The organism is Prauserella muralis (assembly GCF_003202285.1).
Taxonomy (GTDB): Bacteria; Actinomycetota; Actinomycetes; order Mycobacteriales; family Pseudonocardiaceae; genus Prauserella_B; species Prauserella_B muralis.
In genome coordinates this window covers 608,671-628,795 of record NZ_MASW01000002.1, presented here as the reverse complement: position 1 = coordinate 628,795, position 20,125 = coordinate 608,671, and the positions used below count along the sequence as shown (strand labels likewise).

The following is a 20,125-nucleotide window of genomic DNA, read 5'->3' as shown; positions in this document are numbered from 1 at the left end:
CTCCTCTCCCCTCACGTCTCCCGCGTGGCGCGGGCTCGCTTGCTCAGCACGACGTTGACCAGCACCGCCACGACGATGATCACGCCGCGCACGACGTTCTGCAGGAACGAGTTCACTCCCAGCAGCACCAGCCCGTTGCCGATGACGGTGATGAACGCGACGCCGAGCAGGGTGCCCAGCATCGTTCCCCGGCCACCGGCGAGCGCGGTGCCGCCGATGACGACGGCGGCGATCACGTCGAACTCCAGCCCCGACGCCGCGCCACCATTGCCGGAGCCGAGCCGGGCGGCCAGCAGGACACCGGTGACGGCCGAGAGCAGGCCCGTGGTCGCGAACAGCAGCACCCGCACCCTGGCCAGGTTGATCCCCGCCATCCGGGCGGCAGGCGCGTTGCCGCCGATCGCGTACACCGAACGACCGTAGCCGGTGTAGCGCGCGATGTAGGCGAAGACGAAGAACAGCACCACCATCACGATGGCAGGCGTCGGAATGCCGAGCACATCGCCGCCGAGCACCTCGAACAGACCGCTTCGCGGCAGCACCACGGGCAGCGCGTCGGTGAGGTACAGACCCAGCCCTCCGAGCGCGCTCCAGATGCCGAGCGTGGCGATGAAGGACGGCACCTCGAAGCGGGCCCGCAGCCAGCCTGCCAGCCCGCCCCATGCCGTGCCCGCCAGCAGAGTGAGCAGGATGGCAGGGCCGATACCGAGACCCCATTCGGCGGCACCCATCGCGACGAGCACCGACGAGAAGGCCACGGCCGGGCCGATGCTGATGTCGATCTCGCCGGCGATGATCACGAGCGTGACGCCCCATGCGGCAATGCCGACGGTCGCCGCGTCCCGGAGCATACCGAGCTGGTTGTCCAGGGTCAGGAAGCCGGCCGCCGTGCTGCCCAGTGCCACGTACAGCACCAGGATCGCCGCGATGAGGCCGATCTCGTTGAGCGAGCGCCCTCCGGCGAACCGGCCCACGCTGCGACGTTGTTGCTCCGGCGCGGTCTGGATAACGGTCATGGTGTCCTCTTCGCCTCTCTCAGGCCGCCATCGCGGCGGAAAGCACGGAATCGGTGGTGAGCTCGGGACCGGCCAGCTCGCTCGCGACGCGCCCGTCGCGCAGCGCCAGTACGCGGTCACAGACGAGCGGAAGCTCCTCCAGCTCGCCCGAGACGAACACGATGCCGGCACCGCTGTCGGCCAGCTGCCGCACAAGGCGGTAGATCTCGGCCTTCGCCTGCACGTCCACCCCGCGAGTCGGCTCGTCCAGCAGCAGGATCCGGCTCCCTGCGTGCAGCCACCGGCCGATGACCGCCTTCTGCTGGTTGCCCCCGCTGAGGTTGACGATCGGTGTCCGAGCCGAGGCCGCGGCGATCGACAGCCGCTCGATGAGCCGTTCGGCGGCGCGGCGTACCCTGCCGGGCCGCACCGTGGGACCGGAACTGACAGTGTCCATTCTGGACATGACGAGGTTCTCGTCGACGCCGAGCAGCGGCACGATTCCCTCGTCCTTGCGGTCCTCGGGCGTCATCCCGACGCCGAGCCGCTTCATCACCGCCGCGCTCGGCCTGCTGATGAGCCGCCCCTCGACGCTGATGGTGCCGGATGACGCGGGACCGAACCCGGCGATCGCGCGCAACACCTCGGTGCGGCCCGAACCCATCAGTCCACCGAGGCCGACGATCTCGCCGGGGTGGACGTCGAACGACACGTCGAGCACCTTCGGCGGCACCGCGAGACCACGCACGGCAAGCAGCGGCACGCCCGTACGGTCAACCTTCCGCTCGGGGGGTCGCTCGGCGGCACCGGCCGTCTCACCGAGCATCAGCGACACGATGTGCGCGGTGTCGGCGGCCGCGACCTCGACGGTATCGACGATACGACCGTCCCGCATGACCGTGGCGGTGTGCGCGATGCGACGGATTTCCTCCAGCCGGTGGCTGACGTAGAGCACGGCCACCCCCGCCGAGGCGATGCGGGTGACGGCGTCGAGCACGACGTCGACCTCGGCCGCGGCGAGAGCGCTCGTCGGCTCGTCCAGGATGAGCAACCGTGGCTGCTCTCGCACGGCACGGCTGATCTCCACGAGCTGGCGCAGCGCCAGCGACAGCGACCCGACGGGTGCACCCGGGTCGATGTCGAGACCCAGCCGCGCGAACACCTCGGCCGCGCCCGCGCGCATCGCCGGGTAGTCGACGGCCCCGCCCTTCCGTGGCCAGCGCCCCAGGTACATGTTCTCGGCGACACTGAGGCCCGGCACGAGGCTGAGCTCCTGGTGAACGGTGCTGACACCCAGTTCGGCCGCACGGCGCACGCCGCCGGCGCCGAGGCGCCCGCCCGCGACGACGACGCTGCCCGCATCCGCCCGTTCCACTCCGGACAGCACGCGGATGAGCGTCGACTTCCCTGCTCCGTTGCGTCCGAGCAGGGCGCGAATCTCGCCACCGCGGATGGTCATGCTGGCGTCGGTGAGAGCCCGCACGCCGGGGTAGTGCCTGGTGACGCCGTCCACTTCGACGACGCTCGTGCCGCTGGCGACATCGGCAGCCACGGTTTCTCCTTCACTGGTCGGCATCCTCGGGGCCACGGGCGGAAAAGACCCGGCTGCTCACGGCACTCCGTCGGGGTGGGTCCGCAGCCACTCGGTGCCGTGCCGGGGCGTCGAGTAGAGCTCGATCGGCGCCGCGACAACGGTGTAGTCGCTGAGTTGTCCGCTCCGCGCTCGCTGGGCCGCCCTGGCGGCGAGCTTGCCGACAGCGATTCCCGAGATGTCGACAACGCCCTTGAGCACGTCCTCGTCGGCGAGCGCCCTGGCAGCCTCGGTGGACATGTCGCTGCCGAACACGACCGTCTGGCCGACCTTGTTCCTCGCGCGCACCGCGCGGACGGCGCCCATCGTGGCACCACCGGCCTCGCCGTAGAAGGCGTCGATGTCGGGGTGCGCGGTGAGGATGCGCTCCGCGACGTCGACCGCCTCGTCGATCGTCGCTCCCTCCTGGTTGGCGACGATCCTCGCGCCGGGCAACTCTGCCCGCAGGGCCTTCTCGAAGCCGAGCCTGCGCTGGATACACACCTCGACGAACTCGCAGTTGACGACGGCGATGCGGGGAGCTCGCTCGCCGGCCGAGCGGAAGTACTCGGCGGCGCGTTCGCCGAGCAGGGCGCCGAAGCGCACCGGGTCGCCCAGCACGTAGGCGGCGACGTACTTGCGCGCGCTCTCCTCGGCGATGCAGGTGTTGTAGCAGATGACGGGAATGCCGGAGTCGTGTGCGAGCTCGATCGCGGGGACCGAAGCGGTCGCCGAGGCAGGCGACAAGATCAGCGCGTCGACCTTGGCCGCGCTCACCTGGTCGATGAACGTGCTTTCCTTCGACGCGTCGCCCTGGGCGTTGAGCTGCAGCAGCTGCGGAGAGTGCCCGATCGCCTCGGCCTCCGCCTGCATACCGGCCCGGACTCCTGCGTAGAAGCCCTGGGCGTCCAGGTAGACCACACCGAACCGGCCGTTCTCCCCGACCTTGCCACCGCACGCGGCCACGAGCCCGAGCAGTGCGACGGCGGCCAGTGCCCGCGCGGTACGGCCGCGACGCCCCGTTGCGCCCATCCCTGCCTCCTCGTCGACGTCGGTCCGCGCCCGGCGTCGAGCCGGGCCGTGGCCCACAGTCTCACCTCGCATCGACGAGGAGTCAACATTAATTACTAATTAATCTTCTCGCGGGCTTCGTGGTCGTACCGCGTCCGTGCCGCGGCGATCTCGCTCTGATGCTCCTCCGTCCAGTCGACGAGGGCCTGGATGGTCTTGTGCAGCGACCCCCCGAGCGGCGTGAGCGCGTAGTCCACGCGCGGCGGCACCACCGGATGCACGGTGCGCCGCACCAGGCCGTCGCGTTCCAGCTGGCGCAGCGTCGTGGTGAGCATGCGCTGGCTGATGCCGTCGATCTCTCGGCGCAGCTGGGTGAAACGCATCGTGTGCCGGTCGAGCAGTGCGATCACCAGCAAGGACCACTTGTCCGCGATCCGGTCCAGGATCTGGCGGACCTCACAGTCCTCCCGGGTGTCCCACTGCAGAACGCCGTAGTCGTCCTCGGTGCGGCAGCAGTAACTCGGTGAGTTCGAAGTGCCTTCTTCCACAGTTGCCCATGTTGCCGCAGGATACGAACGGTTACAAGAAGGAACCGACAGGCCGAGCGGTAACTGTCCGGCCTGATTCGAGCTGGGGTTGAGGAGCCGATCCGTGTCCATGACGCAAGCCTCGCCGCCACGCGGCGGCAACGACCGGTTGAGCGGGCGTGCCTGGGGCGTGCTGTTCGTGCTGTGTGGTGCCATCTTCCTGGAGGGCATCGACATCGCCATGCTCAACGTGGCCTTGCCGTCGATCCGGGCCGACCTCGGCCTGTCCACGGCGACGCTGAGCGGCGTGGTGAGTGCCTACGTGCTCGGCTACGGCGGCTTCATGCTGCTCGGCGGGCGGGCGGCGGACCTGTTCGGCCGCCGCCGCATGTTCCTCGCCTGGCTCGTGGTGTTCCTGCTGTTCTCCGGCCTCGGCGGGTTCGCGACCGAGGGCTGGATGCTGCTCGTCGCCCGGTTCGTGAGCGGGGTCGCGGCCGCGTTCATGACCCCGGCCGGACTGTCGCTCATCACCACGAGCTTCGCCGAGGGCCCGCAGCGCAACAAGGCGCTGCTGGTCTACGCGGGCACGGGTGCGGCGGGGTTCACGCTGGGCCTGGTGATCGGCGGCCTGCTGGCCGCCGTGGACTGGCGCTGGGTGTTCTTCGCGCCTGTGCTGCTCGCGGCGGTGATCCTCGTCGCCGCCCTCGCGCTCATCGACGATCCGGGCAGACCCGAGCGCACCGGGCTGCGCATCGACCTGGCAGGCGGGGTCACCGTGACCGCGGCGATGCTGCTGCTCGCCTACGGCGTGGTCCGGCTGGAGCATCCGGCCGAGGGCTGGGGCGTCACGCTCGCCTCGCTGTCGGCCGGGTTCGGCCTGCTGGCCGTGTTCACCCTCATCGAGCGCCGCTCGGCGGCGCCGTTGGTGCGGCTCGGCATCCTGCGGCACGGCCCACTCGTGCGCGCCAACATCGGCGCGTTGCTGTTCGCGGGCTCGTTCTTCGGCTTCCAGTTCCTCGTGACGCTGTACCTGCAGGAACTGCGCGGCTGGTCGTCCGTGGAGACCGGGCTGGCCATGCTGGTGGCCGGCATCGACGCGGTGCTGGCGCCGACCCTGACACCACGCCTGGTCCGGCGGTTCGGGACAGTACGGGTGATCTTCGGCGGGCTGGCCTTCGCCGCGCTCGCCTACGCACTGTTCCTTCCGGTCGGTCTTGATTGGACCTACGCGGCGATGTTCCCGACGATGCTGCTGGTGGGCATCGCGTTCGCGCTCGCGTACGGTCCGCTGACGATCGCCGCCACCGACGGCGTCGCGGCCCGCGAGCAGGGTCTGGCGAGTGGCCTGTTCAACACCGCCATCCAGTTCGGCGCCGCCCTCGGTCTCTCGACCGTGGCCGCCGTGAACGCGGCCCTGCTGGAGCCGGGTGTGACGCCGGAGGGCGCGCTCGCGGCGTTCCGCGGCGCCCTCGTCGTGCCGCTGGTCGCGGCGGTGCTCGCCGCGGCGGTCACCGCCGCCGGGCTGCGCACTCGCGTCCCGGCGGCGGCTCCCGCGGTCGCGCCCTGACGCGAAAGGGCGCCTGCCTCGCCCGCGTGCGCACGCGGGCGAGGCAGGCGTGTCGTCAGTCGCCGAAGCCGTCGCAGGAGGCGGTGGCGAACGGGCCGGACGCGGTTGCGGTCTTGGCGTCCTTGCCGTCGAGGACCACCTTGCAGGTGAGCTCGCCGCCGTCGGCGCCGGTGGTGACCGTCAGCGAACCACCCTTGAACAGCCCCTGCGTCCGCAGGTCCTTCGACCACGGCAGGCTCGTCACGTCCTCCTGGTTGGTGGACATGCTGCCGTCGCCGAAGGTCGTGTACGTGACCGTGGCCGACGGGGCGTCGCCGGTGACCTCGTAGTGCACCGTGACGGTCCGGTTCGCCTCCTCCTGGAGGTCGCTCGCCGCCTTGCCGAACGCCACGGCCCACAGGATGCACACCAGCAGCCCGATGGCCGACAGCACCATCCCCGCGATAGCGAGTCCCTTGTTGGTGGCCTGGCCGTTGCGGGTCCGCAGGAAGCCGAGGATGGAGAAGATCAGCCCGAGGATCACGAGCGGCCAGGCGACCACGCCGATGATCGGGATCGGCGAGAAGACGAGGCCGATCAGCCCGAGCACGAAACCGGCCGTGCCGAGGCCGTTCCTGGCGGCAGGCGGCTGCGCCGGCGGGGCGGGCTGCGGGTACGGGTGCGATGTGGACATCAGTGTCGAACTTCCTTTGTCGTTGTTGAAAGCCGAACTGTCCATCGTCAGCGGCGGACGCCCCGTCACCGCAGACACCGACTCGTTACGCCTCGGAGTCACACCGGTGACGGAGGCAACTGTTGACCAACAACACTGTTGTCCAGTGCATGATTCTCTCGACGCTCCCCCGCACGCCGTGACCGTCTTGAAACGAACACTCCCTTGACCGGACCGAAACCGCGGTTTAACGTGCCTCTAATCGTTTAGCCTAACCGTTTAGCCTAATCGTTTAGGAGGTACGGGTGGCGAAGAAGCCGACCTTGCGGGACGTCAGCCGCCTGTCGGGGCTGTCGGTGTACACCGTGTCCAAGGCCCTCAACAACGCCGACGGCGTCTCCGCCCGCAGCCGCGAACTCGTGCTCAAAGCCACCCGCGAACTGGGCTACGTGCCCAACAGGGCGGCGCAGGAACTGCGGAGGAACACGCGCAGTTCCGTGGCCGTCATCACCGCCAGCACATCGAACTACTACTACATCGACCTGATGAAGGGCATCGAGCGGACACTGCGGCTCAGCGACCGCACGGCGGTGGTCGCCGACATCGCCGCCGAGGGCGTGTACACGCCCGATCTCGAGGACGCCACCATCCGCAACCTCATCCAGTCGCGCACCGCGGGCGTCATCTCCACACTGACGCTGCGACAGGAGAACGTCGAACTGCTTGCCGACTGGGACATCCCCGTGGTGTTCGTGGACTCGCACCCGCCGGAGAACACCGGGCTGCCGAGCATCACGATGGACAACGCGGCGGCCAGCCTGCGCGTGGGCGCGCATCTGGCCGAACACGGCTACCCAGACTGGCTTTTCCTGGTCTACCCGGCTTTGTGGTCGACCCGGCTGGCCCGGGAGCGAGGCATCCGCGAAGCCGCCCGGCTGCACGGCGCCGAGCTGACCGTGCTGGAGAGCCGCAACGACGCCGCCTCGGCCCACGCGACCCTGAGCGCCCACCTGGACCGGCCCGGGACGACGGCACCTCGCGCGATCATCGCCGGTAACAACCCGATGGTGCACGCGACGCTGACCGTGCTGGGAGAGCGCGGCCTCCGCGTACCCGACGACGTCGCGATCATCGGTTTCGACGACTTCGCCTGGGCACCGCTGCTCGATCCGCCACTGACCATGTTGGACGAGGACAGCGAGCACATCGGCGTCCTCGCCGCACAGACTCTGGCTCGCCTCATCGACGAGCAGCTGGACGCAGAACGCCAGGGCCGGTCACCTACTCCGGTGTATCGCCCTGAGGACAGCCGGGAGGTGAGCGCCGATCTCGTCATCCGGCGGTCCTGCGGCTGCTGAGCTGCCGCGCCGACAACCGCACACCTTTCCCGTTCCGGGCCCGCTCACGGAGCACGGCTCGCCGGTACCCCCATGCCTCGTGGCGACCGGTATGCCCTCCTGTTCCGCGAAGGCTCCCCCACCGAGGAGGCACAATGAAGTCCCACTCGTTCCGGGCCGCCCTGCTGAGCATCGCGGCCGCCGCCACCATCGGTCTCGCCGGGTGCACCTCGGGTGACGCCGACACGCAGGCGAACCGGCCGGAGAGGATCGAGTCGATCGGCCTGATGGTGCAGGACATGTCGAACCCGTTCTTCTCCGCCATGGACAAGGGCGCCAAGCAGGCGGCCGAGCGCATCGGCGCGACGATCAACACGCAGGACGCACAGCTGGATCTGGCCAACCAGAACAACCAGATCGACGCGTTCATCCAGCAGGGCGTCGACCTCATCATCATCAGTGCGGTGGACGAGAGCGGCATCGAACCGGCCATCGTCAGGGCGCGCCAGGCCGGGATCATCGTGATCGCGGTGGACACCCCGGCGAAGGGCGCGGACGCGGTCGTCATGACCGACGCGGTGCAGGCGGGCGAGAAGTCCTGCCGGTACCTCTTCGAGCAACTGGGCGGCAAGGGCAACGTGCTCATCGTGGACGGCACGCCGATCCAGACCATCCGCGACCGGATCACCGGTTGCCGCAGGATGGTCGAGGAGTATCCCGGCATCACGGTGGCCGGTCAGCAGGCGTCCAAGAACGACCGTGCCTCGGGTCTGGCGGTCACCACGGACATGCTCACCGCCACGCCCGACGTGCAGGGCATCTTCGGAATGAACGACCCGTCCGCGCTCGGCGCGGTGCTCGCGGTGGAACAGGCGGGCCTCAGCGACCGCGTCAAGGTGACCGGTGTGGACGGCAGCCCGGAAGCCGTGGCCGAGTTGAAGCGCAAGGGCTCCCCGTTCATCGGTACCGCGACGCAGGATCCGGCCGAGATGGTGCGCCGGGGAGTCCGGATCGCACAGGACATCGTCGCGGGCAACCCGCCGAAGGAGTCCACGATCCTGATCCCCAGCGAGCTGGTCACCCGCGAGACCGTCACCGAGTACCCCGGCTGGTGACGAGCGAAGGACGAGCGATCATGACATCCGACGACGTCTTGCTGCGCCTGGAGGGCGTGACCAAACGATTCGGCGCGACCCTCGCGCTGAACCGGGTCGACTTCGACCTGCGCGCCGGCGAGGTGCACGCGCTGGTCGGCGAGAACGGCGCGGGCAAGTCCACGTTGATGAAGATCCTGGCGGGCAACGAACAACGGGATGCCGGACGCATCCTCGTCGACGGCCAGGACGTCGAGATCCGATCCCCCAACGAGGCGGCCCGGCACGGCATCGCGATCATCCACCAGGAACTGAACACGGTGCCCACCATGACCGTCGCGGAGAACCTCGCGCTCGGGCAGGAGCCCCGGAACTGGCACGGGGCACTCGACCGCCGCGGCATGGTGCGGGCGGCGCGGGCCAAGCTCGCCCGCATCGCCGCAGACATCGATCCGCGCCGCACGCTGGGAACGCTGAGCGTCGGCATGCAGCAGATGGTGGAGATCGCGCGCGCCGTGAGCGAGGACGCGAGGATCCTCGTGCTCGACGAACCCACCGCCGCGCTGTCCCGTGCCGAGGCCGCGCAGCTGTACCGGCTCGTCGGCGAGATGCGGCGCGGCGGAGCCGGACTCGTCTACATCACCCACCGCATGGAGGAGGTGTGGCAGCTCGCCGACCGCATCACCGTCTTCCGTGACGGCGCGCACATCGGCACCCGCCGCCGGGACGAGGTGCATCCCGACGACGTCGTGCGGATGATGGTCGGCCGCCCGGTGGAAGACCTCTACCGGCACGACCGTCAGCGGCCCGGCGACACCGTGCTCGACGTCGAGAACCTGGCCGGCCCCGGCGTCGGTCCCGTCACCTTCCGGGTGCGAGCCGGCGAGGTCGTCTGCCTGGCGGGGCTGATCGGCTCCGGCCGCACCGAGGCGGCCCGGCTCGTGTTCGGCGCGGACCGGGCGACGGCGGGCACCGTGCGGGTGCGTGGCCGCGTCGTCAACGCGAGGACGCCACGCGAGGGCATCCGCGCCGGGCTGGCGATGGTTCCGGAGAGCCGCAAGGACCAGGCGCTGTTCCTGCCGCACTCGGTGGAGCACAACATCGCCATCAGCTCGCTCGACCGGCTCAGCAGCGCCGGCGTGCTGCAGCGGCGCCGGATCCGGCAGGAGGTGACGGCGCGGATGGACCGGCTACGCCTGCGGCGCAGCGCCCTGCGGCTTCCGGTGCGGTCGCTCTCCGGCGGCAACCAGCAGAAGGCCGCGCTCGCGCGGTGGCTGATGCGCGAGCCGGACGTGCTGATCCTCGACGAACCCACCCGCGGCGTCGACATCGGCGCCAAACGGGAGATCTACGAGCTCGTCAACGAGCTCACCGAACGCGGCAAGGCGGTGCTCGTGGTGTCGTCCGATCTGCCCGAGGCCATCGGAATCAGCGACCGCATCCTCGTCATGCGGGCAGGCCGGATCGTGCAGGAGCTCGACTCGCGTCTCGCGAGCGAGGAGGACGTCATGTTCCACGCGACCGGTGCCGCGCGGCGGAACCAGGGAGAGACCCATGACTGACCGCACACTCGACAAGGCCGAGCTGACCGCCCCCCGGCCGGAGCAGAGCACCCCGTCGTTCGACTTCGCCTACTGGTGGGACCGGGTCGGCATCCTCGTGGTGCTGATCGCCCTGGTGGTGCTGATGGCCACGATCGCGCCGAACTTCGCCTCGATCGACAACCTGTTCAACATCGCCAGGTCCATCGCGATCAACGCGATCCTCGCCGCGGGCCTCACCTTCGTGATCCTCACCGCGGGTATCGACCTTTCGGTCGGCTCCACCCTCGCCGTGTCCGGGGTGGTGGCCGTGCTCGCGGCGATCGGCGGACTGCCCGCCCCGGTGGCCGTGCTGCTCGGGGTGCTCGCGGGCGCGGCCGCCGGCCTCGTCAACGGCCTGCTCACCGCGTATCTGTCGCTCGCCGCCTTCATCGTCACGCTGGGGTCCATGACCTATCTCCGCGGGCTCGCGTACACGATGACCGACGGGCAGCCGGTGGTGGACAACATGCTCGGCTTCCGCGACATCGGCAACGGCTACTTCGCGGGCATCCCGGTGCCCGTCGTGGTCATGGCGGTGGTCTACGTCGCCGCCTGGTTCGTCCTCGAGCGCACCCGGTATGGCAGGCACGTCTACGCCGTCGGCGGCAACGCCGAGGCGGCCCGGCTCGCGGGCATCAACGTCAAGCGCGTGATCACCTCGGTGTACGTGATCGCGGGCGCGTGCGCGGGGCTGGCGGGCGTCATCTTCGCCGCCCGGGTGGTGTCCGCGCAGCCCACCGCGGGCACCAGCTACGAGCTGGACGCGATCGCCGCGGTGGTGCTGGGCGGCACGAGCCTGATGGGCGGTCGCGGCCGGATCATCGGCACCCTCATCGGCTCGGTGATTCTCGGCGTGCTGAGCACGGGACTGATCCTCATGAACGTGCCGTTCTTCACGCAGCTGCTCATCAAAGGTGGCGTGATCATCTTCGCGGTCGCCGTGGACAGCCTGAAGCAGCGCCCGCTGCGGCTGGGCCGCCGAACGGGCGGCGCCGCACCGGCACACTGACGGCCCACACCGGCACCGATCCTTCACCGCACCGGCGGCACCGCCCGGTGCGCCCCAGGCAGCCCGAAAGGAGTACGACGTGCCCTTCACCGTCGTCGTGACAGACCCCCGCCCCGGCAGGCGGAGCAAGGAGCCGGTGACGTTCACCGTTGACGGCGTGCTGGAGGGCGACCTCTGGCGCGCCCGCACCTCCGGCGGCGAGGAGGTGCTGTGCCAGCGTCTGTCTACTCAGAGCTGTCCCGGACGTACCACACTGGTGGCCGTGCTCGATCTCGATGGCCGCACCGAGTTCAGCCTGGTCGAGCCGGTCACTCGAGCGCAGGCAGGGATCCGGCTCGGGCAGCCGCAGGAGCCCGACGGCTTCGCCCGGCTCGACACCGGCTACTTCGACCTCGAACTCTGCTCGGGCACCGCACAGGGCACCGGCTCGTCCAAGTGGGGACTCCGCCACTTCCGGCAACTGGACGAGGACGTCGACCTGCTGCCGTCGGGCAACAACGCCATCGGCGGCTTCTACGGACCGTTCTTCACGCCCGAGAACGGGCTCATCAACCCACCGGAGCACACGATGGTCGAGATCGAGACCGTCGAGCACGGGCCCGTCCTGCACCACTACCGGATGCACGGGAGGATCCCGGACGGCCTGCTCGACGAGCTGAAAGGCAAGACGTTCTCGATCGACTGGTGGTTCACCTACGGCACGCCGTACTTCCGCCGCCGCTACCGCGTGGACGACTTCGAAACCGTCGTCAACGGGCGATCCGTGACCAACAGGATCACGGTCGGCGACGAGTTCGAGGGCGGCCAGGGCCGGCTCGTGTTCGACCGGTTCGAAAGCTACGCCGGAACCTGTTACCGGCCCGGCGATCCCTACGCCGACGAACTGGCGGCCATGGTGGAGGAGACGCTGGCCGACTCCGCGTCCGACTCCCCGAAGTTCAAGGATTTCCGCGGCCAGCTCACCGGGGACATCGAGGCCGCGCACTGGGACCTGTACTGGCGCCTGTTCTGTGTGTGGGAATCCGCGCTCGACGAGACCGAGATCCGCAAGCGCCTCGACCGGGTGCGGGCGGCGGCCCACGTGCGCGCGGACCTGCGGGACCGCTGGTGGCTGCGGGCAGACGGTCCGATCGACGTCTCGGCAGCACCCGGCGAGACGGTCTTTCCGGGTCCCGCGGCGAAGACCGCGGAGTTCCGGTCGGATTCGCGGCGGTGCATGGTGTGGTGGACCTCCCTGCCCTCCGGTGCGTTCCAGATCGTGCAGCGACCCCGGTCCGGCTGGGTCAACTGGGGCACCAACGGCGAGAACGAGTGCCCGGAGCTGCCGGTCGGCGTCGAGATCAAGACGGCCTACGGGATGTTCGCCGACACCTGGCGGGAGGTGGCGGACCAGCTGGAGTCACCACCCGAGGTTCGTATCCTGCCCGCGAACCGGTGACTTCGGCCGCGCGAGTTCGGTGGTGGGATCGATCGCCGTCCGGGACCCGTTACGTGAACGGATATCACGTTCCAGACTCGGCACTGGCTACCGCACTGGTCGACCGGATCGTGACGGATTCACCGTGCTCCCACGCCGTTCCCGAAGCTCCCCAATGTGGCATTCGTAGCGTTCAGCGCCACCAATGCGGCATTCGTAGCGCCCCCACCCCGTCAGCGGCGGGTGCGCCGCACCAGCCGCGCCACGGCACGCTCGACGCGCTCGCGTTCGCGGTCGTCGGTGAGGGCGCCGCCGCGCGTCCTGCGCAGCGTTCCCCACACCGTGCGGCCCTCCTCGAACGCCGTCACGACACGCGGATCCACATAGGACCTTCGCGCGACGGCAGGCGTGTTGCCGAGTTCCTCGGCCACCTCCCGCATCACGGCCGCGACCGCACGCCTGCGGCCCCGCTGCGACGGCGGCCGGTCGGTGCACGCCAGCGCGACGGCGGCCAGCACGGTCGCGTTCCAGGTCCGCAGGTCCTTGACGGTGAACTCCGGTCCGGCCAGTTCCTTGAAGTGCTCGTTGACCTCGCCGGAACGCAACTCGTGCCAGCCATCACCGTTGCGGCACACGAACAGCCGCCGCGAGCCGGTCCGGCACCGGCGCAACGCCGCCAGCGCCTCGGCCAGCTCCCGGTCGCGCAGGGTCAGCTGCCGGTCGAGGCCTCCCTTGGCGGGGTATCGGAAGGTCAGCTCGTCTCCGCGAATGCGCACGTGTTCCCGCAGCAGCGTGGTGGCACCCCGGGAACCGTTGGCCTCCGCGTACTCCTCCCCGCCGGTGCGGAACACGCCGCGATCGATCATCCGCAGCGCCGCGGCGAGCATGCGCCGCCGGTCCACGCCACCGCGGCGGAGATCGGCGACGATCTCCTCCCGCACGGCGGGCAGCTTCCCGGCCAGCGCCAGCACCCGGTCGTGCTTCTCCTCGTCGCGGGCCCGCCGCCACTCCGGGTGGTACAGGTACTGCCTGCGTCCGGCGTCGTCGAACCCGACGGCCTGGATGTGGCCGAGCGGATCCGGCGAGATCCACACGCGCCGCCACGCGGGCGGGACGACGAGCCCGCGCACCCGGTCGAGCGTCTCCGGATCGGTCAGTGGCGAGCCGTCCGAGTTCAGGTAGCGAAAGTGCCTGCCCTGCCTGCGTCGGCGGATTCCCGGCCGAGACAGCTCGCTGCGCCGCAGCCGCATCGTCAGTGCTCGCCGTCCAGCCTGCGCAGTGGCCGGACCGCGGGACCCTGCACCACCGTGCCGTCGAGCGCGAACCGGGAGCCGTGGCACGGGCAGTCCCACGTCCGCTCGGCGTTGTTGAACGCCACCAGGCAGCCCAGGTGGGTACAGCGCGCGCTGAGGGTGCGCGTCTCCCCGTCGAGCGCCCGGTAGACGGCGGCCATCGTCGTGCCGATGCGGGTCACCGTGGCCTCGCCGGGCGCAAGATCGTCCACAGCGGACCGGGTGGCCAGCGCACGCACGTGGTCGCCCACCAGGTACCGGGCGACCGTCGCGTTGTCCTTGGCCACGGCGGGCGCCGACCGCGGGTCGAGCCGGTTCGGATCGTACAGCGACGCCGCCGGGTTCTCCCTGCCCAGGATGGCGTCGCGCAGCAGCAGGCCGGCCGCGGTGCCGCCGGTCATCCCCCACTGGCCGAACCCGGTGGCCACCCACAGTCTGCGCGCCACCGGGTGGTAGCGCCCGACGTAGGGCACCGAGTCCGGAGTGGACATGTCGTGCGCCGACCAGCGGTGGGTGACGCGGTGCAGGCCCGCGTGCTCGGCAGCCCACCGCGCGAGCCTGCGGTAGCGGGCCTGCACGTCCTGCCGGTCGCCGGTGCGGTAGTGCTCACCGCCTGCCAGCGTCACCGCGTCCTCCCCCTCGCCGTGCCCGCGCACCGAGTGGTGGGTGCGCGCGTCGAGGTACATGCCCGGCGGTGGTTTCCCGGCCGACGACGGCCCGGCCAGCACGAGGTCACGGACGACGTCGAGACGGGCGAAGAACAGCCCCCGGTCGAGGATCGGGTAGTGCGTGGCGATCACGACGTCCCCTGCGCGCACGGAGCCGCGTGGCGTGCGCACGAGCGGGCGGGGCCACTCGTCGACGCCGGTCACGCGCACGTCCTCGACGATGCGCCCGCCCAGCCGCTCGATGTGCTCGGCAAGTCCCAGCAACCACTGCCGGGGATGGAACTGGCCCTGGCCGGTGAAGCGCACCGCGCCCACGGCGGGCACGTCCAGCGCGACGTCCGTGGTGAAGGACGCGGGCAGGCCCGCGCGTTGTGCGGCGTCGGTCTCGGCCTTCAGCTCGTCGAGCTGCGCGCTGTCGGTCGTGTAGACGTAGGAGTCGAGCACGCGGAAACCGCAGTCGATGCCCAGCTCGGCGGAGGTGCGGGCGATCCAGTCGAGCGCGCCGAGCTGGCTCCGCCCGTAGCGGGCGGCGTCGTCGGCGCCGCGGCGCCGCTCCAGGTAGCGGTACTTGAGCGCGTGCTGGGCGCTGACCTTGGCGGTGGTGTGCCCGGAGACGCCGGAGGCCACCTCGCCGGATTCCAGCACGAGCACCGAGCGTCCCTCCGCCGCGAGCAGGTATGCGGTGGTCAGCCCGGCGATCCCGGCGCCGACCACCACCACGTCCGCGTCGGGCGGCAGACGGCGCCCGCGCCGGTCCGGCGCGGGCGCGGTGTCCACCCACAACGATCGTGGCGGCGGCAGCTCAGCCGTGTCCGCGTCCATGACCGGCCTCCTCCTCGTGGGTACCGCGGTCCGTCTGCGGGTACCCACGGGCGGGAAACCGACACGACACCGGCTCGCTCCCCCGGAGCGTCACGTCGGCGCCGTTCCCGCGCACGAGGTCGGCAAAGCGCCCGACGAGGCCGTCCAGGCCTCCTCCGCCGCGCAGGCCCGGACGGTCCGGAAGAACGCCCGGACGTCGGCGGTCAGCGCCTCCGGCACCTCCAGCGCGGCGAAATGACCGCCCCGGCCGAACTCGGTCCAGTGCGTGATCGTGTACTTCCGCTCCACCAGCGACCGCACCGGAAGGATGAGGTCGTGCGGCGACACCGCGACACCGATCGGTGCCGGGCACGGCAGCGGCGCGCCACGCACGCCGGCATTGGCCCGGTAGTACCACGCCGAGGACGCGCCCGCGCCGGTGAGCCAGTACAGCATCACCGTGGTGAGCACCCGGTCGGCGGCGATCGGATGGCCGGGATCGGCCCACCCGACGAACTTTTCCGCCAGCCAGGCCAGCTGCCCCGCCGGTGAGTCGGTGAGCGCGAACGCGAGCGTCTGCGGCCGCGTGGACTGCTGCACGAGGTGCCCGGAGGGCGCCGCGAGGTAGCGCCGCGCCCGCTCGACCCGCGCCAGGTCCTCGTCGGACAGTCCGGTCGTCTCCTCGGGAGGCACGAAGGGCAGGTAGTTCAGGTGCACGCCCACCACGTGGCCGGGATCGACCGCGGCGACGAGACGGGACACGACGGAGCCCCAGTCGCCGCCCTGGGTCCCGTACCGCTCGTAGCCGAGCCTGTGCATCAGCTCCGCCCATGCCCTGGCGGTGCGCTCGACGGTCCAGCCGCCGTCGAGGACGGGCTGCGAGAAGCCGAAACCGGGCAGGGAGGGCACCACGACGTGGAACGCGTCGGCGGGATCGCCGCCGTGCGCGGCCGGATCGGCCAGCGGGGCCACCACATCCAGGAACTCGGCCACCGAGCCGGGCCAGCCGTGGGTCAGCAACAGCGGCAGCGCGTCCGGCTCCGGCGAGCGCAGGTGGAGGAAGTGGATGCGCTGGCCGTCGATGACCGTGGTGTACTGCGGGATCGCGTTGAGCGCCGCCTCGTGCGCGCGCCAGTCGTAGCCGGTGCGCCAGTACTCGGCGAGGCCCCGCAGGTAGCTCACCGGCACGCCGTGGTCCCACTCGGCCGCAGGCGCCTCCGCGGGCCAGCGGGTGCGCTCCAGACGTGCCACGAGATCGTCGAGGTCGACTTGCGGGATGGCGATGCGAAACGGCTCGATCAGGTCGGTCATGACCCGCCTCCTGTTCGTTGGTAGCGCCAACGTTAGTGCAACCAACGATCTGCCGCCAGCGCCCGCGCACGAACGACAGCCGCCCGCGCCCCCGGGGTCAGGGAGCGCGGGCGGCTCACGTCCACCGCCTGTGCGGGCTAGCGGAACCGGCGCAACCGAAGGCTGTTGCTCACGACGAACACCGAGCTGAACGCCATCGCGGCGCCGGCGAGCATCGGGTTGAGCAGCCCCGCGGCCGCCAGCGGCAGTGCGGCGACGTTGTAGGCGAACGCCCAGAACAGGTTTCCCTTGATGGTGCGCAGCGTCCGTCGCGACAGCCGGATGGCGTCGGCCGCGGCACGCAGGTCACCGCGCACGAGCGTCAGGTCACCCGCCTCGATGGCCACGTCGGTGCCGGTGCCCATCGCCAGGCCGAGGTCGGCCTGGGCGAGCGCGGCGGCGTCGTTGACCCCGTCGCCGACCATCGCCACCGCCCTGCCCTCGGACTGCAGGCGCTTGACCACGTCCACCTTGTCCTTCGGCAGCACCTCGGCGATGACCTCGTCGATGCCGACCTCCGCCGCCACGGTGCGCGCGACCGCCTCGTTGTCGCCGGTGAGCAGCACGGGGGTGAGCCCGAGCTCCCGGAGCCTGCGCACCGCCTCGGCCGAGGTGGGTTTGACGGCGTCGGCGACCACGAGCACGGCCCTGGCCTCACCGTCCCAGCCGACCGCGACGGCCGTGAAGCCCTTGGCCTCCTCGGCCGCCTTGGCCTCGGCGAGCCCGGCGGGCAGCCGCTGGCTCCACTGTTCCAGCAGCGCCGTCCGCCCGGCGAGCACGGCGTGCCCTTCGACGACGCCGTGCACGCCAAGACCCTCCACGTTGGTGAAGCCCTCGGCCTCCGGCAACGCGCCGACGCGCTCCCGGGCGCCCTGGGCGATGGCCCGCGCGATCGGGTGCTCGGAGGCGTTCTCCAGCGCTCCGGCCAGCCGCAGTGCCGTGGCCTCGTCGACACCCTCGGCCACGTGGACCCCGGTCAGCGTCATCGTGCCGGTGGTGACGGTGCCGGTCTTGTCGAGCACGACGGTGTCGACGCGGCGGGTCGACTCCAGCACCTCCGGCCCCTTGATGAGGATGCCCAGCTGGGCGCCGCGGCCGGTTCCCACGAGCAGCGCCGTCGGCGTGGCAAGGCCGAGCGCGCACGGGCAGGCGATGATGAGCACGGCGACGGCGGCCGTGAACGCCGCCGACGCCGCCCCGCCGGAGCCGAGCCAGAATGCGAGCGTGCCGACGGCCAGCGCGATGACGATGGGCACGAACACCGCCGACACCCGGTCGGCGAGGCGCTGCACCTCGGCCTTGCCGGTCTGCGCCTCCTCGACCAGCCGGGCCATCTGCGCCAGCTGCGTGTCCGAGCCGACGCGGGTGGCCCGCACCAGGAGCCGGCCGCCCGCGTTGACCGTCGCGCCCACCACCGTGTCGCCGGGGGCGACCTCGACGGGCACCGACTCACCGGTGAGCATGCTCGCGTCCACCGCCGAGCTGCCCTCCTCGACGACGCCGTCGGTGGCGATCTTCTCGCCGGGCCGGACGACGAAGACGTCGCCGACGGCGAGGCTGCCGATGGGCACCCGCTGCTCGATGCCCCCGCGCAGCACGGCCACCTCCTTCGCGCCCAGCTCCAGCAGCGCGCGCAGGGCCGCGCCCGCCCGCCGTTTGGCGCGGGCCTCGAAGTAGCGGCCCGCGAGCAGGAACGTGGTGACGCCCGCCGCGACCTCGAGGTAGATGCTGGCGCTGCCGCTCATCCGCTCGATGGTCAGCTCGAACGGGTGCTTCATGCCGGGCATGCCCGCGCCGCCGAACAGCAGCGCGTACACCGACCAGCCGAACGCGGCGAGCGTGCCCATCGAGACGAGCGTGTCCATCGTCGCGGCACCGTGCCGCAGGTTGACCCACGCGGCCCGGTGGAACGGCCAGCCCGCCCACGCCACGACGGGCGCGGCGAGAGTGAGGGAGATCCACTGCCAGTAGTCGAACTGCAGGGCCGGGATCATCGCCAGCGCGATGACGGGCACGGACAACACCGCCGCGCCGATCAGCCGGTGCCGCAGGGAACGGGCCGGGTCGTCGGCCCCGGACGGCTCCTCGCCGCCGGCGCCCGCCTCGTCGGTGGGTTCGGGCGGCAGCGTGGCCGCGTAGCCCGCTGCCTCCACGGTCTCCAGCAGCTGTTCGGGCCGGACCTCCTCGCCGTAGGTGACCTTGGCCTTCTCGGTGGCGTAGTTGACCGTCGCGCTGACGCCGTCGAGCTTGTTGAGCTTGCGCTCGATGCGCGTGGCGCAGGACGCGCACGTCATGCCGGTGATGTCGAGCTCGATCTCGCGTTGCGCGACCGGCCTGCTGCCGATGCCGGAGGTCATGAGTGCTCTCCTTCCACCGTGAACGCGGCCGTGTGGACCTCTCCGTCGTGCTGGAAGTCCAGGAACAGCCGGTAGGTACCCGCCGAGGGCACCTCGGCGAGGAACCGGATCCGCGGCCCGCCCGTCTGCTCGCCGGGGTGGACGTGCAGGTAGGCCAGGTCGCCCGTGCGCAGGGCGACGAGGTGGCCGTCGGCGCCGAGATAGGGCTGCAGGTCGGTGACCGGCCTGCCGTCCCTGCTGACGCTCAGCGTCACCGGCGAGGTCCGACCGGCCACCAGATCGCCGTCGAGACGTACCCGGTAACCGTCGACCTCGTCCACGCGCGACGGCTCGTGGCCGACGGGCCGGAACTCGCCCTGCGCGGCCAGGTCGACGCCCAGTGTCGTCGGCTCGCCCCCGGCGGGCGCGAAGTCGGCGAAGGCGCGGTAGCTGCCCGCCTCGGCGACCGTCAGCGGCACCGTCCAGGTGCCGTCGGCGGACATCGTGGGATGCACGTGCCGGAAGAACGCGGCGTCCCGGCGCACGACGATGAGGTGCATCCGCTTCTCGTGCTCGACCTCGAACCGGGTCACCGGGTGGCCGTCCGGTCCGACGATGCGGAAGGAGAAGTCCGCGGTGGTGCCCGTGGGCAGCGTCGTACTGGTGGGCGTGAGGGTGTAGCCGCCCCTGGACGACGCGAGCCCCGCGGGCTCGTCGACGTGCTCGGCCTCCGCGACGGTGCCGCTGTGGGTGTCCTCCTCCGCGTGCCCGGCGACCTCGGGGCCGGGCGCACCAGCGGTGCTGGTGAGGGGACCGACAGCGTTGCCGATCGCCCACGCGCCACCGGCGACGAGGGCGAGCGCCACACCGTAGGCGGAGAGCTTCGCTGCTGTGTTCATGTCAGGTCACATCGCGT

At 71.0% G+C, this 20,125-nt stretch carries 16 protein-coding genes; 6 read left to right on the top strand and 10 right to left on the bottom strand.

Features of this window, described 5'->3' with window-relative positions; translation table 11 throughout:
* Positions 1-11: 11 nt before the first annotated feature.
* The 4 genes from BAY60_RS14045 to BAY60_RS14030 all read right to left on the bottom strand — a co-directional run bounded on the left by BAY60_RS14045 (position 12) and on the right by BAY60_RS14030 (position 4,124).
* Positions 12-1,016, bottom strand: a complete 1,005-nt coding sequence (locus BAY60_RS14045; protein ID WP_112281378.1) for an ABC transporter permease — start codon at positions 1,014-1,016, stop codon at positions 12-14.
* A gap of 19 nt (positions 1,017-1,035) precedes the next feature.
* Entirely contained in the window at positions 1,036-2,547 is a 1,512-nt protein-coding gene (locus tag BAY60_RS14040; RefSeq protein WP_245992490.1) for a sugar ABC transporter ATP-binding protein, read from the bottom strand.
* A 57-nt stretch (positions 2,548-2,604) separates the two neighbouring features.
* Entirely contained in the window at positions 2,605-3,597 is a 993-nt protein-coding gene (locus BAY60_RS14035) for a substrate-binding domain-containing protein (RefSeq protein WP_112281377.1), read from the bottom strand.
* Positions 3,598-3,692: 95 nt separating this feature from the next.
* Entirely contained in the window at positions 3,693-4,124 is a 432-nt protein-coding gene (locus BAY60_RS14030; protein WP_211330322.1) for a winged helix-turn-helix transcriptional regulator, read from the bottom strand.
* A gap of 109 nt (positions 4,125-4,233) precedes the next feature.
* Here BAY60_RS14030 and BAY60_RS14025 point away from each other — a divergent pair, with 109 nt between their 5' ends.
* Complete coding sequence (locus BAY60_RS14025; protein WP_112281375.1) at positions 4,234-5,670, top strand: MFS transporter; 1,437 nt, start codon at positions 4,234-4,236, stop codon at positions 5,668-5,670.
* 55 nt (positions 5,671-5,725) lie between these two features.
* Here the strand turns inward: BAY60_RS14025 and BAY60_RS14020 are convergent, their stop codons facing one another.
* On the bottom strand, positions 5,726-6,343 hold the full coding sequence (locus BAY60_RS14020; RefSeq protein WP_112281374.1) for a DUF4190 domain-containing protein: 618 nt from the start codon (positions 6,341-6,343) through the stop codon (positions 5,726-5,728).
* Between the two features lie 284 nt (positions 6,344-6,627).
* Here BAY60_RS14020 and BAY60_RS14015 point away from each other — a divergent pair, with 284 nt between their 5' ends.
* The 5 genes from BAY60_RS14015 (at position 6,628) to BAY60_RS13995 (ending at position 12,783) form a co-directional block, all read left to right on the top strand.
* Entirely contained in the window at positions 6,628-7,680 is a 1,053-nt protein-coding gene (locus BAY60_RS14015) for a LacI family DNA-binding transcriptional regulator (protein ID WP_112281373.1), read from the top strand.
* Positions 7,681-7,814: 134 nt separating this feature from the next.
* Positions 7,815-8,774 (top strand): ABC transporter substrate-binding protein, encoded by a 960-nt coding sequence (locus BAY60_RS14010; protein WP_112281372.1) that lies wholly within the window; start codon positions 7,815-7,817, stop codon positions 8,772-8,774.
* A gap of 20 nt (positions 8,775-8,794) precedes the next feature.
* Positions 8,795-10,315, top strand: coding sequence for a sugar ABC transporter ATP-binding protein (locus BAY60_RS14005; protein ID WP_112281371.1), 1,521 nt, complete (start codon positions 8,795-8,797; stop codon positions 10,313-10,315).
* Entirely contained in the window at positions 10,308-11,345 is a 1,038-nt protein-coding gene (locus BAY60_RS14000; protein WP_112281370.1) for an ABC transporter permease, read from the top strand. Before BAY60_RS14005 ends, BAY60_RS14000 begins: the two co-directional genes overlap by 8 nt.
* Before the next feature lie 79 nt (positions 11,346-11,424).
* Positions 11,425-12,783 carry a hypothetical protein gene (locus tag BAY60_RS13995; RefSeq protein WP_112281369.1) on the top strand — a complete coding sequence of 453 codons (1,359 nt, stop codon included), beginning with the start codon at positions 11,425-11,427 and terminating at the stop codon, positions 12,781-12,783.
* Positions 12,784-12,995: 212 nt separating this feature from the next.
* Here BAY60_RS13995 and BAY60_RS13990 read toward each other — a convergent pair whose 3' ends face one another.
* The 5 genes from BAY60_RS13990 to BAY60_RS13970 all read right to left on the bottom strand — a co-directional run bounded on the left by BAY60_RS13990 (position 12,996) and on the right by BAY60_RS13970 (position 20,108).
* Positions 12,996-14,012 (bottom strand): DNA topoisomerase IB, encoded by a 1,017-nt coding sequence (locus BAY60_RS13990; protein WP_112281368.1) that lies wholly within the window; start codon positions 14,010-14,012, stop codon positions 12,996-12,998.
* 2 nt (positions 14,013-14,014) lie between these two features.
* Complete coding sequence (locus BAY60_RS13985; protein ID WP_112281367.1) at positions 14,015-15,544, bottom strand: FAD-dependent oxidoreductase; 1,530 nt, start codon at positions 15,542-15,544, stop codon at positions 14,015-14,017.
* A 90-nt stretch (positions 15,545-15,634) separates the two neighbouring features.
* The gene (locus BAY60_RS13980; protein ID WP_112281366.1) at positions 15,635-16,834 is read right to left on the bottom strand and encodes an epoxide hydrolase family protein; all 1,200 of its coding nucleotides are present in this window, start codon (positions 16,832-16,834) and stop codon (positions 15,635-15,637) included.
* Between the two features lie 137 nt (positions 16,835-16,971).
* A complete protein-coding gene (locus BAY60_RS13975; protein ID WP_112281365.1) occupies positions 16,972-19,230 on the bottom strand; it encodes a heavy metal translocating P-type ATPase in 2,259 nt (752 codons plus the stop codon).
* Positions 19,227-20,108, bottom strand: a complete 882-nt coding sequence (locus tag BAY60_RS13970) for a hypothetical protein (protein WP_112281364.1) — start codon at positions 20,106-20,108, stop codon at positions 19,227-19,229. The genes BAY60_RS13975 and BAY60_RS13970 overlap by 4 nt, the downstream gene beginning before the upstream one ends.
* Positions 20,109-20,125: the final 17 nt, after the last annotated feature.

Bases quoted from the DNA above. Each gene is read 5' to 3' on its own strand.
- BAY60_RS13970 (WP_112281364.1), bottom strand. From the start codon at position 20,108: ATGAACACAGCAGCGAAGCTCTCCGCCTACGGTGTGGCGCTCGCCCTC.
- BAY60_RS14010 (WP_112281372.1), top strand. From the start codon at position 7,815: ATGAAGTCCCACTCGTTCCGGGCCGCCCTGCTGAGCATCGCGGCCGCC.
- BAY60_RS14000 (WP_112281370.1), top strand. From the start codon at position 10,308: ATGACTGACCGCACACTCGACAAGGCCGAGCTGACCGCCCCCCGGCCG.
- BAY60_RS13975 (WP_112281365.1), bottom strand. From the start codon at position 19,230: ATGACCTCCGGCATCGGCAGCAGGCCGGTCGCGCAACGCGAGATCGAG.
- BAY60_RS13990 (WP_112281368.1), bottom strand. From the start codon at position 14,012: ATGCGGCTGCGGCGCAGCGAGCTGTCTCGGCCGGGAATCCGCCGACGC.
- BAY60_RS14005 (WP_112281371.1), top strand. From the start codon at position 8,795: ATGACATCCGACGACGTCTTGCTGCGCCTGGAGGGCGTGACCAAACGA.
- BAY60_RS13985 (WP_112281367.1), bottom strand. From the start codon at position 15,544: ATGGACGCGGACACGGCTGAGCTGCCGCCGCCACGATCGTTGTGGGTG.
- BAY60_RS14025 (WP_112281375.1), top strand. From the start codon at position 4,234: ATGACGCAAGCCTCGCCGCCACGCGGCGGCAACGACCGGTTGAGCGGG.
- BAY60_RS14045 (WP_112281378.1), bottom strand. From the start codon at position 1,016: ATGACCGTTATCCAGACCGCGCCGGAGCAACAACGTCGCAGCGTGGGC.
- BAY60_RS14020 (WP_112281374.1), bottom strand. From the start codon at position 6,343: ATGTCCACATCGCACCCGTACCCGCAGCCCGCCCCGCCGGCGCAGCCG.
- BAY60_RS13980 (WP_112281366.1), bottom strand. From the start codon at position 16,834: ATGACCGACCTGATCGAGCCGTTTCGCATCGCCATCCCGCAAGTCGAC.
- BAY60_RS14035 (WP_112281377.1), bottom strand. From the start codon at position 3,597: ATGGGCGCAACGGGGCGTCGCGGCCGTACCGCGCGGGCACTGGCCGCC.